Raw genomic sequence first — 16,233 nt, forward strand, 5'->3', positions numbered from 1 at the left:
AAGAAGCTTCAAGGGCTTCAGCACAAGTAGGATTACCGTAGATCAGCAGTCTAAAATTCCGCGTTCTTCGGGAACCGTGGGAAAGGGATTACATCCCGTATGTTACCCATGCCCGTAACAAATAATACTAAACGCTCAAATCCTAAACCAAAACCGGCATGCGGGCAGCCGCCAAAACGACGGGTGTCCAGGTACCACCAAAGTTCATCTTTTGGGATACCTATCTCGTCCATGCGTTGCTCCAGTTTTTCTAAACGTTCTTCGCGCTGTGAACCGCCTACTATCTCGCCAATGCCCGGGAAAAGAATGTCCATGGCAGCTACCGTTTTTCCGTCATCATTCTGGCGCATGTAGAAAGATTTTATTTCCTTGGGATAATCTGTTAATATCACCGGTTTCTTAAAATGCTTTTCAACAAGATAACGCTCATGTTCTGACTGGAGGTCGGTGCCCCAGCCTTCAACCAGGAACTGGAACTTTTTCTTTTTGTTTGGCGTCGAATCTTTTAATATATCAATAGCCTCGGTATAGGTAAGGCGCTCAAAATCATTATCCAGGCAAAACTGCAGTTTTTCAAGCAGGGTCATTTCACTGCGCTCGTTTTGTGGTTTCTGCTTTTCTTCATCAAGCAGCCGGGTACTTAAAAACTCAAGGTCATCTTTATTTTTATCCAGCGCGTACTTAATAACGTATTTCAACAATGCCTCGGCAGTATCCATATTGTCTGTAATATCTGCAAACGCCATCTCAGGTTCTATCATCCAAAACTCCGCCAAATGGCGTGTGGTGTTGGAGTTTTCCGCACGAAAAGTAGGACCGAAAGTATAGATATCGCTTAATGCCATAGCACCCAACTCGCCTTCTAACTGGCCGGAAACGGTAAGATTAGTAGCCCGCCCAAAAAAGTCTTGCTTGTAATCTATCTCCCCATTCTCGGTTTTCGGTATATTCTCCAGGTCGAAGTTAGTGACGTGGAAGGTCTCGCCCGCGCCTTCGGCGTCTGAGGCAGTTATTACGGGTGTATGGAGGTACACAAAACCTCTTTCCTGGAAAAACTGGTGAATGGCAAACGACAATGTATTACGTACTCTGAATATTGCGCCAAATGTAGTGGTGCGAAATCGTAAGTGTGCTATTTCGCGCAAAAACTCCAGGCTGTGCTTTTTAGGCTGCAAAGGATATTTCTCAGGGTCACTATCGCCCAGTATTTCTATCTCTTTGGCTTTTATATCAATCTTTTGTCCCTTGCCTAATGACGGTACAACGGTACCCGTAACGCTTAATGCGGCGCCCGTTGTTATGCGTTTAAGTAGGGCTGCATCGGTGTTTTCAAAGTCGACAACAATTTGTACATTATTATTGGTTGAGCCGTCGTTTAAAGCTATAAACTGGTTGTTGCGGAAAGTACGTACCCATCCTTTAACCGTTACATCTACGTTGGTTTCATCACTCTCCAGCAATGCCTTAATTTTTGTGCGCGTGCTCATAGTATTCAATTGTATCTGAGCGGCAAAAATACAAATCTGTATCAGAATTTACAGAATTATAGAATTAACAGGATATATCAGTAGCATTAAAAATTTAATTCTAAAGATTCTATAATTCTGCAAATTCTGATTCAAGACAATATTACCTAAGTTTGTATTGCTATGAAGCTCAACCCCAAAGTAGCCCTTGTTGCAGGGCTGCTGTTCATATCCTTTTATCCCATTTTTATTAAACTGGCTGACGAACCGCCCTTTACTGCGGCGTTTTACCGCATTTTTACCGGGTGGCTGTTTCTGCTGCCCTATTGCTTAAAATATAAACTCTACCGCATAAGCCGTAAAGATATGTGGATGGCTATGCTGGCAGGCGTAATATTTGCGGCCGACATTGCTACCTGGAATATGTCTATGTCAAAAATCAGCGCTACTATATCAACGCTGGTAGCCTGTTGCGCGCCGGTTTGGGTAGGTTTAATATCCTGGCTGGTTTTAAAGAAAAAATCCAGCTGGTTGTTTTGGCTAGGTACTATTGTATCTATTGTAGGCATGGTTGTTTTGGTTGGCTATCAAAATGTGCTTAACCTGCACATCAACGCGGGTATTTTGCTTGCAACGCTTACCAGCTTTTTTTACGCCCTGTATATTTTAGTAAGTAAGGGTGTTCTGCGTCGCCTTAAGCCTGTAACGTTTATGTTTTACAGCATGATAGGTGCGGGAATTTTTTTGCTCGGGGGCGCTTTACTGCAAGGTGATGAGCTTATATGCTTTAGCGGGTCATCATGGTTTTACTTTATAGCTATGGGGGTTATGTCGCAGGTATTGGGCTGGTTATCGTTAAGCCACGCGTTGAAGTACCTGCCGCCTACAGAGGTATCCATCACCCTTCTTAGTCAAACGGTTACTACCGGCCTGCTGGCTGTTTGGTTGCTTAACGAAAATTTAGACACAGCGGAGATTATTGGGAGCAGCATTGTGCTGGTAGGCATTGCAATAACATTTTTAAAGCCTAACAATGCAAATAAAATTGTAAATTAACTTTTGTAACAGGTAAAAGCTCAATTGCTATAACTTTGCAAAATATGATCACCAAAACTACCGTAGACCGTATTATGGAGGCCACCGATATTGCGGAGGTGATTGGCGATTTTGTGCAGTTAAAAAAGCGTGGTGCAAATTACGTAGGGCTTTCGCCTTTCGCTAACGAGCGAACCCCATCATTTACGGTGTCACCGGCAAAGGGCATTTTTAAAGATTTCTCATCAGGTAAGGGCGGTTCGGCTATTACCTTTTTAATGGAGCATGAAAAGTTCACTTACCCCGAGGCACTTAATTGGCTGGCCAAAAAGTATGGAATTGAGGTTGAAGAAACAGTAGATACCACAGAGAACCGTGAAGAGGAAAATCACCGCGAAAGCCTGATGATCGTCTCTGGTTTTGCTGCCAAATTTTTCCAGGAAAGCATGTGGGAAACGGATGAGGGTAAAAGCATCGGTCTTAGCTATTTTAAGGAGCGCGGATTTACTACAGAAACTATAAAAAAGTTTGAGTTGGGCTACTCGCCCGATCAATGGGAGGCTTTTAGCAGTCATGCGCTTAAAGAGGGTTACCAGCAGCAGTTCCTGGTAGAGAGCGGGCTGTCTGTACTTAGGGATAATGGCAGTTTGTACGACCGTTATCGCGGCCGGGTAATGTTTCCTATACATAGCTTTACCGGCCGCGTTATCGCATTTGGCGGCCGTACACTCAAAAACGATAAGAGCGTACCAAAGTATGTTAACTCCCCTGAGTCGGAGATCTATCATAAGTCTAACATCCTGTACGGGTTATACTTTGCCAAAAAAGCTATTCGCGATGAGGATAACTGCTATTTGGTTGAAGGTTATGCCGACGTACTATCGGTACACCAGGCGGGTATAGAGAATGTGGTGGCATCCTCGGGCACATCATTAACTGTTGAGCAGATTAGGCTTATAAGCAGGTTTACCAAAAACATCACCATATTATATGATGGGGATGCAGCCGGCATTAAAGCCTCTCTTCGCGGGCTGGATATGATACTTGAAGAGGGGCTGAATGTAAAGGTAGTGCTGTTTCCGGACGGTGATGACCCGGACAGTTATGTGCGTAAAGTAGGCACCAATGCCTTTAAAAAGCACATAGACGAAAACAAGAAGGACTTTATTTTATATAAAACCGACATCTTGCTGAAGGAGGCCGGTACTGACCCTATCCGTAAAGCGGATGTTATACGCGAGGTGGTGGAGAGTATTGCGAAAATACCCGATTCCATTAAGGCATCGGTGTTTATTAAAGAGTGCTCGCATATTATGCAGATAGATGAGCGCTCGCTGCTATCTGAATTAAATAAAATGCGGCTGGCGAAAGCCCGTAAGGATGGACAGCAGCAAGGTAATCGAACATCACGGCAAACCCCCAACCCTGATATGCCGCCGGAAGATTTATTCCTGGATGAGCCCCAGGAGATAAAAAAGCAGGAGGATTATAACCAGGAAAAAGAAATTATCAGGCTGCTGCTGCTGTATGGTAGCCGTATGATTGATTGGGACGGTATTGCCAATACCTATATTGGCCCTTTTATGATAGCTGAGCTTAGCGATGTGACTTTTGAAAATGATGCCTGCAAGGCCTTTGTTGAAGACTACCGGAAAGAAGTTGAAAACGGTGTACTACCGGATGAGCAGTACTTTATTCATCATGCCAGTAAAGATGTGGTGGATTTAGCAGTTACTCAACTGGCCACTAAATATACCCTTAGCGATAATTGGTATGAGATGCATAAGATACACGTAAGTGATGAACAGGCTAACATGAAGGCTACCGTTTTGGGGGGCATATTTCATCTTAAAAAGCATAAGGTTGGTAAAATACTTGAAAACCTGCGTAACGAATTGCAAACCACCAGTAATGAGCATGACCAGGAAATATTGCTAAACCAATACATGCGGATGAAGAAGGTAGAAAAGCATATATCAGACTACCTTGGCTCGGTGATAATTAAATAATATGGCCGGGCATAATGATCTTGGCCGCCAGGGTGAAACAATAGCTAAAACTTACCTGGAAAGCCATGGATACGAAATACTTGACGAGAACTGGTGTCACGGCAAAGCCGAAGTTGACCTTATTGGTTATAAAGACGGCATTATTATATTTGTCGAGGTAAAAACGCGTACCGGAACAGGTTTTGGCATGCCTGAGGACTTTGTGGATATGCGTAAGCAACGCCTGCTGACAGAAGCGGCAGACGAGTATATTTATTTAATGAACCACCAGGGCGAAGTGCGGTTTGATATAATTGCAATACTATTTAATAAAAACGTCACTTATACGTTAAAGCATATTGAGGATGCCTTTTGGCCATCAGCAGAGTAAATTTATGAAGAACAGATTAAGTACAATTTTAGCCGCTGCGATTTTATTGACTGCTGGCTGTAAACAGGATAAACAAATAACAGAATTTACCATCAGCCCTGAAGCTGGTACAACTTACAACTCCGGCAAAGATGTTACGGTAAAGGTAAATTTTCCGGCTGATGCCAAAGTTGATTCAGTAGTATACCTGGTTGATTCTGTTCGGATTTTATCACGCAACGATACTCAGTCGGTCAGCATAAAAACGGATGGTATGAAACTGGGCAGCAAGGTAATTACCGCCCGGGTGTTTGAAGGCACAACCCATCATGAAACATCTACCAATATAGTGGTGCTGGCGGCAAAAGCGCCCGAGCTGTTAAGCTTTGTAGTTGAGAAGGTTTTTCCGCACGATACAAGTTCATATACCGAAGGGCTGGAGTTTCATGATGGCTTTTTATATGAAAGCGATGGTGGTTACCTGGAACCACCGCCTGAATCCATAGTGGATGGACAATCCAGTTTGCGTAAAGTTGACCTGGCTACGGGTAAAGTAGTTCAATCAGTATTGAACGATCCTAAAGTTTTTGCTGAAGGCATCACTATAGTTGGCGATAAGATTATCCAGTTAACCTATCGGGAAAAAACAGGGTACGTATATGATAAAAAAACCTTCAAGCTCCTTAACACATTTTCATATACAGCAGGCCGCGAAGGCTGGGGTTTGGCCTTTGATGGCGAAAAAATATATAACACCGATGGTACCAACCGCATATTGATACTGGACAAGGACAATTACCGTCAGATCGACTATATCGACGTTTACGATAATGAGAAACAAATAGATATGGTAAACGAACTTGAATATATTGACGGAAAACTATACGGCAATGTTTACCAGAGCAACGATATTTTAATCATCGACCCTAAAACAGGTGCGGTATTGCAAAAAGCAGATATGAGCAAACTGTACCCATCATATGCACGCAATGACAACGCCGATGTGTTAAACGGCATTGCCTGGGACGCAAAAGGTAAACGGCTGTTTGTTACCGGGAAAAAGTGGGATAAATTGTTCCAGGTAAAACTTCTTCCTGCTGCAAAGTAGTCGCTTTAGCTGTTTGACAACATCATACGCTACTTGCGAGGGACGAAGCAATCTATGGACTATCCAGGCTACTTAATCGCGCATATTTAGAGGTTGCTTCGTACCTCGCAAGGACGAATGAGGGTAGCCAACAAACAGTAAAATTGACTTACCTCCAGCTTTTATATTGGTTGATCAACCCGTTAGTTGATGAATCATGCGACTCAATCTCATCAGCTGTTCTTAGCTCAGGTAATATTTTGCCGGCAAGCTGTTTACCCAGCTCAACGCCCCATTGGTCAAAACTGTAAATATTCCAGACGATGCCCTGTACAAATATCTTATGCTCATACATGGCTATCAATGCCCCCAGCGTACGCGGGGTAACCTTTTTAACGAGTATAGAGTTGGTGGGGCGGTTGCCGTCAAATACTTTAAAAGGCGCCAGTGTTTCTATCTCGGCATCTGATTTTCCGGCGGCTTTCAGTTCAGCTACTACTTCGTCGTAGGTTTTGCCGTTCATTAAAGCTTCTGTTTGGGCAAAAAAGTTTGAAAGTAATAAGGTATGGTGCTCCCCGATTGGGTTATGTGATTGGGCCGGTGCTATAAAATCGCACGGTACTAACTTGGTTCCCTGGTGTATCAATTGGTAAAAAGCATGCTGGCCATTGGTGCCCGGTTCGCCCCAAATTAGCGGGCCGGTTTGATAATCAACCACGTTGCCGTTACGGTCTACATACTTGCCGTTGCTCTCCATATCCCCCTGCTGAAAGTACGCGGCAAAGCGGTGCAGGTATTGATCGTATGGCAGGATAGCATGACTTTCAGCCTCAAAAAAGTTATTATACCAAATGCCCAGTAACGCCAGTATAACCGGGATATTTTCTTCAAACGGCGTATCTCGAAAGTGCAGGTCCATGGCATGTGCACCATCCAGCAAAGCCTCGAAATTATCAAACCCGATACCTAAGGCAATAGAAAGGCCTATAGCGCTGCAAAGCGAATAACGACCGCCTACCCAATCCCAAAATTCGAACATGTTTTTAGTGTCAATGCCAAAATTTTCAACTGCGGTAGCATTTGTTGAGAGGGCCGCAAAGTGTTTGGCAATGTCAGCCTGGCTTGCCCCATTTGCTAAAAACCAGTCGCGTGCGCTATTGGCATTGGCCATAGTCTCTTGCGTGGTAAAGGTTTTTGAAGCTATCAGGAACAAGGTTGTTTCAGGGTCTACCTTCTTTAATGTTTCGGCGATATGCGTTCCGTCCACATTTGAAACAAAATGCAGGGTTAAATGCGTTTTATAAGCCTTTAAAGCTTCAGTAACCATTACCGGTCCCAGGTCTGAGCCGCCTATGCCTATGTTAACTATATCGGTTATAGCTTTACCGGTATAACCTTTCCAGGTACCGCTGATTACCGCCTCACTAAATTCTTTCATATGCGCAAGCACGGCGTTAACACCGGGCATCACGTCTTTACCTTCAACAAGTACCGGTGTGTTGCTGCGGTTACGCAAGGCGGTGTGCAGCACTTCACGGTTTTCGGTAACGTTTATTTTTTTTCCGGCAAACATAGCTTCTGTTGCCTCTTTTACACCACACTCTTTTGCCAGCTGTACTAATAAAGCTACTGTTTGCCCGTCTATCCTGTTTTTTGAGTAGTCAAGCAAGATATCCTCAAACCGAAGGGAGAATTTATCAAATCGTTGGTTATCGGCAGCAAATAATTCTTTTAACCCGGTGCCGGCAATATTAATGTAATGGTCGGCAAGATATTTGAAAGCATTTGTTTGAGTAAAATCGATTGCAGGGAGCATATATTTTTTATTTGAAGTACAAATTTAAAATTTTAGACAGCAAAACTGCTTTTAAATAACATAAACAGGTTTTAATACTTATTAAGTAAACATACATAGTGTTATGTATAAACTAAGTAAATTATAATTTTTACAATACAATTGAATTTTAATTTTGAAAATTAAAAATTTTATTTAATATATTTGTTGTATTGATAATCAATATAGCGTTTTATAATCAAATTGACAATCTGCTAAATCTTAAAAGAAATGTTTGAGAAACTTTTTCTTCTTGTAAAAGATAACGCCGGGATGGCTGTTATAGATAATCCTGTGATTCCTGTTAAATATCATGAAGCGGTTATTAACGAGGCATCAAGTTCTATTATTGAGGTTTTGAAAACGCAGGTTGAAGGCGGTAAGATTAAAGACCTGATTAAATATTTTAAATATCCGGCTATTTACCAGGCGCCGGTTGTGTCGGTAGTGGTAAATAAGTTTGCTAACAGGCTAAATAAATACTATGGCATTGAGCCGGCTGCAGCCATCACAACGGCCAGAAATCTTATTCCGGCGGTAATGCAACAATTAGTGGAGCAATCGCAAAACGGCCAAAACACAGATTTCGGACTAGCTAATTTCTTGTCAAAATTTACAGGTGAAAGCGCAAGCATTAATACGCTTGTTAATAAATTGGTTGCCGCCTAAGTCTTCCTATATCTTCCTGAAGGGAGAATCTGATATAAAGAAAAGCTTGCAGCATATTGCAGGCTTTTCTTATTTTACTGGTCTCTTATCACCAACCTCTAATCACTAAACATTATATTTGCCATATGACCAAAGAACAGATACAGGATTTGAGGGATAGAACAGCTTCCCTGAGGAGGCATCTTTGACATTGATGCCAAGCTTGAAAAACTAAGTGAAGAACAGGAAATAACTGTCGGCCCCCATTTTTGGGACTCACCTAAAGAAGCCGAAAAGGTATTAGCCTCTATTAAAGCAAAAAAAGTGTGGACGGATGCGTACCAGCGTGTTCATTCGGTAGTAGATGATACCGGCGTATTGTTTGAATTTTTTCAAAGCGGCGACGCTACCGAGGGTGAAATGCAGGAGCAATATGATAGCACGCTGAAAGCTATTGAAGAACTGGAGTTTAAAAATATGCTTTCGGCTGAAGAAGACCAGTTGAACGCCGTGTTGCAAATTACCGCCGGCGCCGGCGGTACCGAAAGTTGCGATTGGGCGGGCATGCTGATGCGTATGTATATTATGTGGGGCGAGAAAAACGGATACAAGGTTACCGAGCAGGACTACCAGGAGGGTGACGTAGCCGGCGTTAAAACAGTAACACTGCAAATTGAAGGAGAATTCGCTTACGGATATTTAAAGGGCGAAAATGGCGTGCACCGGCTGGTGCGTATATCCCCTTTTGATTCAAACGCAAAGCGCCATACTTCGTTCGCATCGGTATATGTTTATCCATTGGTTGATGATACAATTGAAATAGAGATAAACCCAGCAGATGTAGAATTTGAAACCTTCCGCTCGGGCGGTGCCGGCGGGCAGAACGTGAATAAAGTAGAAACCGCCGTTCGTTTATATCATAAACCATCCGGAATTATCATAAAAAACCAGGAAAGTCGCTCACAATTGCAGAATAAAGATAACGCCATGCGTTTGCTTAAATCGCAGTTATATGAGATAGAAATGCGTAAACGCCAGGAAACCACTAACGCTATTGAGGGCAGCAAGAAAAAGATAGAGTGGGGTTCGCAAATACGCAACTATGTGCTGCACCCGTATAAACTGGTGAAAGACTTGCGCACGGATCATGAAACGTCAAACGCCCAGGCTGTACTTGACGGCGAACTGGATGATTTTTTAAAAGCGTATTTGATGGAGTTTGGAGGGACGAAGTAGTTCTACTTATGATTGCCGGTTGGTCCGAAACCTTTACTGTCATTGTGAAAACCGTTAAATGAGAATTATATATCTTGCCATTATAGTGTTCACTGCCTTGAGCACTTATGCACAGCAAAAACCCGTTGCCCTATATCCTAACGGCGTACCCAATTCAAAACCTGCTCCGGCTGATTATGCCGAGATTACCGATAAGGGCTGGATAGGCAAGGTTACGGTACCAACCATAATACCTTATCTACCAGAAAAATCAAAGGCCAACGGCGCGGCTGTAATTATTTGCCCCGGCGGCGCTTATGCCGGTTTAGCCGCAGATCACGAAGGTAAAGCAGTTGCCGAAGCATTTACTAAGATTGGCGTCACCGCTTTCGTGCTAAAATATCGCCTGCCTAATGATGCCATTATGGTTAATAAATCCATTGGACCTTTGCAGGATGCCCAGCGAGCCCTGCAACTGGTCCGTGAACATGCAAATGAATGGGGCATTAATCCTGCTAAAGTAGGTATCATCGGTTTTTCTGCAGGCGGGCATTTAGCCTCCACAGCGGCCACTCACTTTAATAACGCGGTTATTGATAATCCGGGCAGTACAAGCCTCAGGCCGGATTTTGCTATACTCGTTTACCCGGTAATAAGTATGAGCCCGATAGGGCATCAATACTCCAAAGAAATGCTATTGGGCAAAAACCCTTCGCAGCAAATGATCGATTTTTACAGCAACGAAAAACAGGTAACGGCTAACACGCCGCCAACGTTTTTAACCCATGCCACCGACGACAACGGAGTGCCGGTACAAAACAGCGTGATGTTTTATGATGCACTTGTAAAGCACAAGGTTAAAGCTGAGATGCACCTGTACCAGGAAGGCGGGCATGGCTACGGCCTTAATAATCCAAAATCCAGGGATCCCTGGTTTGAAAGATTAAAACATTGGATGGACGCTAACGGATGGTTGTAATTTGCTGAGCTTTTTAGTAATTACGGCTGCTCCACTATTGCCAGCAGTTCATTTAACTCGGCAACCTTTTCCGCTGATCCCAGGTTTTCGTAAGCACTGATCAGATTTCGCAATACACGTTTTATGATATCTGTATTGGTACAAGGCTCGTAAAACTGTTTATCAGGGTTAAGTTTTAGTTGTTTTAAAAACATGTCTACATCCCTGCGGCCAAATACAAAGCCTTTATTGAATGCGTTAATGTAAAAAAGTATACCGCTTTCAAACTCGCTTTGCATGCTTTCATCAAGGTAGGCCAGTATAAAATGTTGCGGCAGGTTTACGCCGTATACCGGTATATCCAGCTTTTGAGCAATAATAGAGTAAATAATAGCCAGCGAAATCTGGTTACCCTTCCTGGTTTCCAATACCTGGCTAATGTAGCTGTTCTGCGGGTCCTGGTGGTTGGTGGTATTGCCGCTAAAGCCATATATATTATACAATACATGATTTATCAGTTTTACCTGCTCAACCGGGCTGCCCTCATTCATCATCTGCAGCCACACATCGCGTTTTATTGCCTCTATCTGGTTAATTACTTTTTGTTCGTCAAGGTCGGGGTATTGGTAGCGGTTAATTATTAATATGCCTTGCAGCATATCAAAGGTGCCGCCCTGGAACCATAATTTTAAATCATTCTTTAGCAGGCTAAATTGTATCTCGTGCACAAGGTTGGCAATACGTTCCTGCAGCAAGGGGTCAAACGCCTGTTCCCAGGCGGCCTCCAGGTATTCAACCACCTCACCACCGTACGATAAGAGTTTGCCGTGCACATGGTCAAATATTTCCTGGTCCGGGTCGTCCAGCAATTTTATGAGTGAATTTACTTCTGCTGTATTTATCATGCGTATAAGCTAATATACCAGTATTTATATACTTTTACAACCATGTTTAACGTAAGGTTTGTTATCGATTACCTGCTGCACAGGCTTAAAGCTAAAACCAGGCACGGCATACATTCGCCCTTTGTTTACAGGTTGGTTGATAAAGTTATATACGATTTTGATGCCAAAAAAGTATACGGCGAAATAGAGGATAGGCGCAATGAGTTGCTGGCTGATAACCGGGTAATTACCGTTACTGATTTAGGTGCAGGTTCGCACCTGAATAACAACAAGCAAAAAAGGGTAAGCGCCATCGCGAAAAACGCTTTAAAGGCTCCTAAGCTTGCGCAGTTGTTAGCCAGGCTCGCCAGCGATGTGAAACCCGATAGTATTATTGAGCTGGGCACCTGTTTAGGTATTACCAGTATATATTTGCAAAAGGCTGTACCTGCGGCTAAAGTTTATACCCTGGAAGGTTGTCCGCAAACTGCCGGTGTAGCTAAAGAACAGTTCACAAAGGAGGGTTTAAACGATATCAATCTTACTGTAGGTAATTTTGATGATACCCTGCATGGCATCATTGAGGGTTTACCCAAACTAGACTTTGTATTTGTTGACGGCAATCATCAGAAAGAAGCTACGCTTAAATACTTTGAATGGTGCCTGCCCAAGGTGCACGAAAATACCCTGCTGATATTTGATGACATTTACTGGAGCCAGGGCATGAAAGAAGCGTGGGCACAGATAAAGGCACACCCGAAAGTAACCGTTACTGTAGACCTGTTTTGGATAGGACTGGTGTATTTTAAACCGGGTATGACAAAAGAAGATTTTTTAGTGAAGATTTAAGTTTAGTCCATGGTCGATAGACCATAGATGCGCTGCTTTTACTGTGATCTGCTGCCTAAAACGCCTCCGCTAAACTCAAATACAAGCCGCTCTGCCTGGCTTCACCGGGGCGCTGTTCACCATAGGCATAGTCAACACGCATGCTAAGTCCCTTTTCAACGTCAAAGAAATAGCGGCCACCGCCACCAATAGTAGGTTTCAGTTTAGCAAAGCTGAAAGATTTATCGAATACCTCGCCCCAGCCTAAAAAGCCAACTATTCCAAAACGGTTGCTTATGCGGTAGCGTAGTTCGCCCTGCCCTGCTACCAGGTTACGGTCGCGGAAACGGCCATTATAATAGCCCCGCATAATCTCGTCATTACCCAGTGATGGGAGCAGGAAAAAAGGTTCCTTACTACCAACCAGGCTTTGCGCCTGAGCGTTAAAGCCCAGCACAAGCTTTTTTGTAAGTGAAAAAAACTGCGATGCCTCAATATTGAATAGCCCGCCCCGATAACCATTAATACCATACAGTCCCTTCATGAGCTGGAAGTATGACGTAACAAGCGTACCTTTTGTAGTATAGGTATTATTATTCCGGTTATCAAATACAAAGCTTGGGCCCGCAAATAACACAGAGCCACCAGCTGGCCTGCTATTTGCAGGCAACTGTCCGTAGATGCCTCCCGGAGCTTTATCATTAAATTTATAATCAAGCCCGCCCGCTACTACACCTAAATAAATGTTTTTGCCAAAGCGCTTTTCGGCTGTAAGGTTAATACGGGTTCGCTTGTGGCCTAATGGGTCCTTGTCGCTGCTATTGGTTTCGTTACCTATGCCGTAAAAATTAAACGGAAAATTAATGTAGCTCACCAATGCGGTATAATGATATTTGTTTTGAGAGGTCCAGTAATTGGTACTTAAACTTAGCCTGCTTTGGCCTTTTGTGGTTAAAGTAGCATAACCAAATATATTGGATACCCGCTGGCCGGGTGCAACAGTATCTGTATAAAAGGAATATAGCGCCGAGCCGCCGCCTTCAAAACCTGTTTCGGGCGCGGAGGCTACCACCGGCAAAATAAAGAAACTGCTGCCTTTGCTGGTATCCTGCTCAAATAACATTTTACGCACAAATTTAGGCAACAGGTGTTTTTGAGCATATGAAGGCTTAAAACAACAAAGAACAACAATAAGAAGGAGTAATTTTTTCATCTGCGCAATAAAGCCGCTAAGATGCGAATTTTAATTTACTAGTATATGCGTGGTAACTTACACAGTGTTGCCGTAGCCTGGCAAAGCCATTAGTGTTGCCTTTAAATGGGTGCTGTGGCTTATTTGATAATTCAAAATATCTATATCATCAAAATGCCTATTTTTGGCAATTATTTTAATTATACCATCATGAGTAATACAGCAAGAGGCCCGATATCAAACTTTATTGAAAAAAATTATCTGCATTTTAATGCCGCAGCATTAATGGATGCGGCAAAAGGCTACGAAACGCATTTGTTGGAAGGTGGTAAAATGATGGTAACCCTTGCTGGTGCCATGAGTACGGCTGAATTGGGAATATCCCTTGCAGAAATGATACGCCAGGATAAAATAGATATTATATCATGTACCGGGGCTAACCTGGAAGAGGATATAATGAACCTGGTGGCACATTCACATTACAAACGCGTTCCAAATTACCGCGACTTAAGTCCGCAGGATGAGTGGGATCTTTTAGAAAATCATTATAACCGTGTTACTGATACATGTATACCCGAAGAGGAGGCTTTTCGTCGTTTACAAAAACACATCCATAAAATATGGAAAGATGCAGATGATAACGGCGAGCGTTATTTTCCGCACGAATTTATGTATAAGATATTATTAAGTGGCGAGTTGGAACAGTATTACGAAATTGATCCTAAAAATTCATGGATGCTGGCCGCCGCCGAGAAAAACCTGCCAATTGTGGTACCCGGCTGGGAAGATTCAACCATGGGTAACATCTTCGCATCGTATGTAATAAAAGGGCAGATCAACGCCACCACGATGAAAAGCGGTATTGAATATATGGCCTGGTTAGCCGATTGGTACGTAAAAAACTCAGAAGGCAAAGGTATAGGCTTTTTCCAGATAGGCGGCGGCATAGCCGGCGACTTCCCGATATGCGTTGTGCCAATGTTGTACCAGGATATGGAAATGGAGAATATACCTTTCTGGAGCTATTTTTGTCAGATATCGGATTCAACAACCTCATACGGCTCCTACTCGGGGGCTGTGCCAAACGAAAAAATCACCTGGGGAAAACTTGATATTAATACACCGAAATTTATAGTAGAAAGCGATGCTACAATCGTCGCCCCACTAATATTTGCGTGGATATTAAAACAATAACAAAAAAATCAAAAATTATTTTGTTAATAAAAACTGAGCTTGTCTATACAAGATAGCATAAAAGGCGTATTAAAGTGGTTTTAAAAGCATTCTGACGCTTGTTTAGAACGATTATAAATTGTGGATAACTGTCATTTATTTGTCAGCCATACTGTAATAAATTTTACTTTTGTGGCTGGAAAAATTAGGACAAACCGCGAAATATCGGTCGGGTTTTAAAATTTTAATAAATATTATTCAGTATAAATACATTGTATGAGAAATATCTCATTAATCTTTAAACAAATCACAAGGTCAGTTTTACTGGTTGCCGGTTTGGCTTTATTGGGTAGTTCAGCCAGTGCGCAGGATGATGCGGCCAAAGGCGAAACCATATTTAAGGCAAAGTGCTCGGCATGTCATAAAATAGACCAACGGTCTACAGGTCCGGCATTGGGTGAGCGAATGGCATCAGAAACTGATGATGCTTACCTTGTAAAATGGATTCAGAACAGCCAGGCTCTGGTAGCTGCGGGCGATAAAAGAGCTGTTGCTGTTTTTAAAGAGTTTAACGAGGTAATGATGCCTCCGTTTGCTGATTTGGCCGAGGCTGATATCAAAAATATCATATCATACGTACGGGCTGAAAAAGCGAAGGCGGCAGCTGCTCCGGCAGCAGGCGACGCGGCCGCACCAGCTGAAACAGGCCCCAGCGGATTGCTGATATGGGGCTTAATAGGCGTTATCGTGATTGCGTTTATCGTAATCATTGTACTTAACAAAGTAATCGTTACGCTGGAGCGTGTAGTTGTTAAAAACAAAGATCTGGTACTTGAAGAGGTAGAAGAGCAACCGGAAGTTGATAAACTGGCAGGCATTAAAAAGGCTTTAAAAAATAAAAAACTTGTATTTTTTATCGTATTGTGCGGCATTGTCGCTTTGGGCAGCTGGAGCTGGGTTACCATGTGGAATACCAATATGCACCAGGGATATCAGCCTGTGCAGCCTATAAAATACTCGCATGAGTTGCATGCCGGCGCCATGAAAATTGATTGCCAGTACTGCCACACAGGTGCATACAAATCTAAAAATGCGTCAATACCGTCATTAAACGTGTGTATGAATTGCCACAAAGCCGTTAAAACGGAGTCTCCTGAAATACATAAGATATATGACGCTTTAGGTTACGATCCGGAGACGGCTAAGTATGACGAATCAAAGGCTAAGCCTATTCAGTGGGTACGCGTACACAACCTGCCTGATTTTGCATATTTCAACCACTCACAACACGTAGTGGTAGGCGGTATCAAATGTCAGCAGTGCCACGGCCCTATCCAAACCATGGAAGAAGTTTATCAATACTCGCCTTTAACCATGAAGTGGTGTATACAGTGCCACAAACGTACCGAGGTGAATAGCAAGGGTAACGCCTATTATGATAAGGTACTTGCCACGCATGACCGTATTAAGAAAGGTGAGAAGCCAACGGCTGCAGCACTGGGTGGTTTGGATTGCGCCAAGTGCCACTATTAATAAAATTAAAAAGTTAGCAATT

At 43.0% G+C, this 16,233-nt stretch carries 14 protein-coding genes; 10 read left to right on the top strand and 4 right to left on the bottom strand.

The annotated features are described in order from the left end of the window. Positions 1-50: 50 nt before the first annotated feature. Positions 51-1,487: an asparagine--tRNA ligase gene (gene asnS, locus DJ568_RS09970; RefSeq protein ID WP_114005127.1), complete on the bottom strand. Its 1,437-nt coding sequence runs from the start codon at positions 1,485-1,487 to the stop codon at positions 51-53. 162 nt (positions 1,488-1,649) lie between these two features. On the opposite strand from asnS, the gene DJ568_RS09975 reads away from it, so the two are divergent. From DJ568_RS09975 to DJ568_RS09990, 4 genes are read left to right on the top strand one after another with little or no spacing between them, the layout of a single operon-like run. Next, positions 1,650-2,522 carry a DMT family transporter gene (locus DJ568_RS09975; RefSeq protein WP_114005128.1) on the top strand — a complete coding sequence of 291 codons (873 nt, stop codon included), beginning with the start codon at positions 1,650-1,652 and terminating at the stop codon, positions 2,520-2,522. Between the two features lie 44 nt (positions 2,523-2,566). Continuing rightward, positions 2,567-4,510 (top strand): DNA primase, encoded by a 1,944-nt coding sequence (gene dnaG / locus DJ568_RS09980; protein ID WP_114005129.1) that lies wholly within the window; start codon positions 2,567-2,569, stop codon positions 4,508-4,510. 1 nt (position 4,511) lies between these two features. After that, positions 4,512-4,880, top strand: a complete 369-nt coding sequence (locus tag DJ568_RS09985) for a YraN family protein (RefSeq protein WP_114005130.1) — start codon at positions 4,512-4,514, stop codon at positions 4,878-4,880. Between the two features lie 4 nt (positions 4,881-4,884). After that, positions 4,885-5,967: a glutaminyl-peptide cyclotransferase gene (locus DJ568_RS09990; protein ID WP_114005383.1), complete on the top strand. Its 1,083-nt coding sequence runs from the start codon at positions 4,885-4,887 to the stop codon at positions 5,965-5,967. A gap of 148 nt (positions 5,968-6,115) precedes the next feature. On the opposite strand, the gene pgi is transcribed toward DJ568_RS09990, so the two are convergent. After that, positions 6,116-7,762: a glucose-6-phosphate isomerase gene (gene pgi / locus DJ568_RS09995; RefSeq protein ID WP_114005131.1), complete on the bottom strand. Its 1,647-nt coding sequence runs from the start codon at positions 7,760-7,762 to the stop codon at positions 6,116-6,118. 249 nt (positions 7,763-8,011) lie between these two features. Between pgi and DJ568_RS10000 the strand changes: the two genes are divergently transcribed. From DJ568_RS10000 to DJ568_RS10010, 3 genes are all read left to right on the top strand, one after another. Then, complete coding sequence (locus DJ568_RS10000) at positions 8,012-8,449, top strand: hypothetical protein (protein WP_114005132.1); 438 nt, start codon at positions 8,012-8,014, stop codon at positions 8,447-8,449. Positions 8,450-8,574: 125 nt separating this feature from the next. Further along, positions 8,575-9,664, top strand: a protein-coding gene (prfB, locus tag DJ568_RS10005) for a peptide chain release factor 2 (protein WP_114005133.1) whose coding sequence is annotated in 2 segments (ribosomal slippage) — positions 8,575-8,634 and positions 8,636-9,664 — 1,089 coding nt in all. Because the reading frame shifts where the segments join, the coding sequence is not laid out codon by codon here. 58 nt (positions 9,665-9,722) lie between these two features. Then, positions 9,723-10,622, top strand: a complete 900-nt coding sequence (locus DJ568_RS10010) for an alpha/beta hydrolase (RefSeq protein ID WP_114005134.1) — start codon at positions 9,723-9,725, stop codon at positions 10,620-10,622. A gap of 20 nt (positions 10,623-10,642) precedes the next feature. Here the strand turns inward: DJ568_RS10010 and DJ568_RS10015 are convergent, their stop codons facing one another. Beyond that, positions 10,643-11,506 carry a transglutaminase-like domain-containing protein gene (locus DJ568_RS10015; RefSeq protein WP_114005135.1) on the bottom strand — a complete coding sequence of 288 codons (864 nt, stop codon included), beginning with the start codon at positions 11,504-11,506 and terminating at the stop codon, positions 10,643-10,645. Between the two features lie 42 nt (positions 11,507-11,548). Here DJ568_RS10015 and DJ568_RS10020 point away from each other — a divergent pair, with 42 nt between their 5' ends. Next, positions 11,549-12,334, top strand: coding sequence for an O-methyltransferase (locus DJ568_RS10020; protein ID WP_114005136.1), 786 nt, complete (start codon positions 11,549-11,551; stop codon positions 12,332-12,334). A 55-nt stretch (positions 12,335-12,389) separates the two neighbouring features. Here DJ568_RS10020 and DJ568_RS10025 read toward each other — a convergent pair whose 3' ends face one another. Further along, positions 12,390-13,526 (bottom strand): BamA/TamA family outer membrane protein, encoded by a 1,137-nt coding sequence (locus DJ568_RS10025; RefSeq protein WP_114005137.1) that lies wholly within the window; start codon positions 13,524-13,526, stop codon positions 12,390-12,392. 189 nt (positions 13,527-13,715) lie between these two features. Between DJ568_RS10025 and DJ568_RS10030 the strand changes: the two genes are divergently transcribed. Together DJ568_RS10030 and DJ568_RS10035 are read left to right on the top strand one after the other, a co-directional pair. Then, on the top strand, positions 13,716-14,699 hold the full coding sequence (locus DJ568_RS10030) for a deoxyhypusine synthase family protein (protein ID WP_114005384.1): 984 nt from the start codon (positions 13,716-13,718) through the stop codon (positions 14,697-14,699). 255 nt (positions 14,700-14,954) lie between these two features. After that, positions 14,955-16,211 (top strand): cytochrome c3 family protein, encoded by a 1,257-nt coding sequence (locus DJ568_RS10035; RefSeq protein ID WP_114005138.1) that lies wholly within the window; start codon positions 14,955-14,957, stop codon positions 16,209-16,211. Positions 16,212-16,233: the final 22 nt, after the last annotated feature.

Origin of the sequence: Mucilaginibacter hurinus (genome assembly GCF_003324525.1) — a bacterium.
Lineage (GTDB): Bacteria > Bacteroidota > Bacteroidia > Sphingobacteriales > Sphingobacteriaceae > Mucilaginibacter > Mucilaginibacter hurinus.

What these genes read in the sequence shown, in the direction of transcription:
- asnS (WP_114005127.1), bottom strand. Translation starts at nt 1,487, where the DNA reads ATGAGCACGCGCACAAAAATTAAGGCATTGCTGGAGAGTGATGAAACC.
- DJ568_RS09975 (WP_114005128.1), top strand. Translation starts at nt 1,650, where the DNA reads ATGAAGCTCAACCCCAAAGTAGCCCTTGTTGCAGGGCTGCTGTTCATA.
- dnaG (WP_114005129.1), top strand. Translation starts at nt 2,567, where the DNA reads ATGATCACCAAAACTACCGTAGACCGTATTATGGAGGCCACCGATATT.
- DJ568_RS09985 (WP_114005130.1), top strand. Translation starts at nt 4,512, where the DNA reads ATGGCCGGGCATAATGATCTTGGCCGCCAGGGTGAAACAATAGCTAAA.
- DJ568_RS09990 (WP_114005383.1), top strand. Translation starts at nt 4,885, where the DNA reads ATGAAGAACAGATTAAGTACAATTTTAGCCGCTGCGATTTTATTGACT.
- pgi (WP_114005131.1), bottom strand. Translation starts at nt 7,762, where the DNA reads ATGCTCCCTGCAATCGATTTTACTCAAACAAATGCTTTCAAATATCTT.
- DJ568_RS10000 (WP_114005132.1), top strand. Translation starts at nt 8,012, where the DNA reads ATGTTTGAGAAACTTTTTCTTCTTGTAAAAGATAACGCCGGGATGGCT.
- DJ568_RS10010 (WP_114005134.1), top strand. Translation starts at nt 9,723, where the DNA reads ATGAGAATTATATATCTTGCCATTATAGTGTTCACTGCCTTGAGCACT.
- DJ568_RS10015 (WP_114005135.1), bottom strand. Translation starts at nt 11,506, where the DNA reads ATGATAAATACAGCAGAAGTAAATTCACTCATAAAATTGCTGGACGAC.
- DJ568_RS10020 (WP_114005136.1), top strand. Translation starts at nt 11,549, where the DNA reads ATGTTTAACGTAAGGTTTGTTATCGATTACCTGCTGCACAGGCTTAAA.
- DJ568_RS10025 (WP_114005137.1), bottom strand. Translation starts at nt 13,526, where the DNA reads ATGAAAAAATTACTCCTTCTTATTGTTGTTCTTTGTTGTTTTAAGCCT.
- DJ568_RS10030 (WP_114005384.1), top strand. Translation starts at nt 13,716, where the DNA reads ATGAGTAATACAGCAAGAGGCCCGATATCAAACTTTATTGAAAAAAAT.
- DJ568_RS10035 (WP_114005138.1), top strand. Translation starts at nt 14,955, where the DNA reads ATGAGAAATATCTCATTAATCTTTAAACAAATCACAAGGTCAGTTTTA.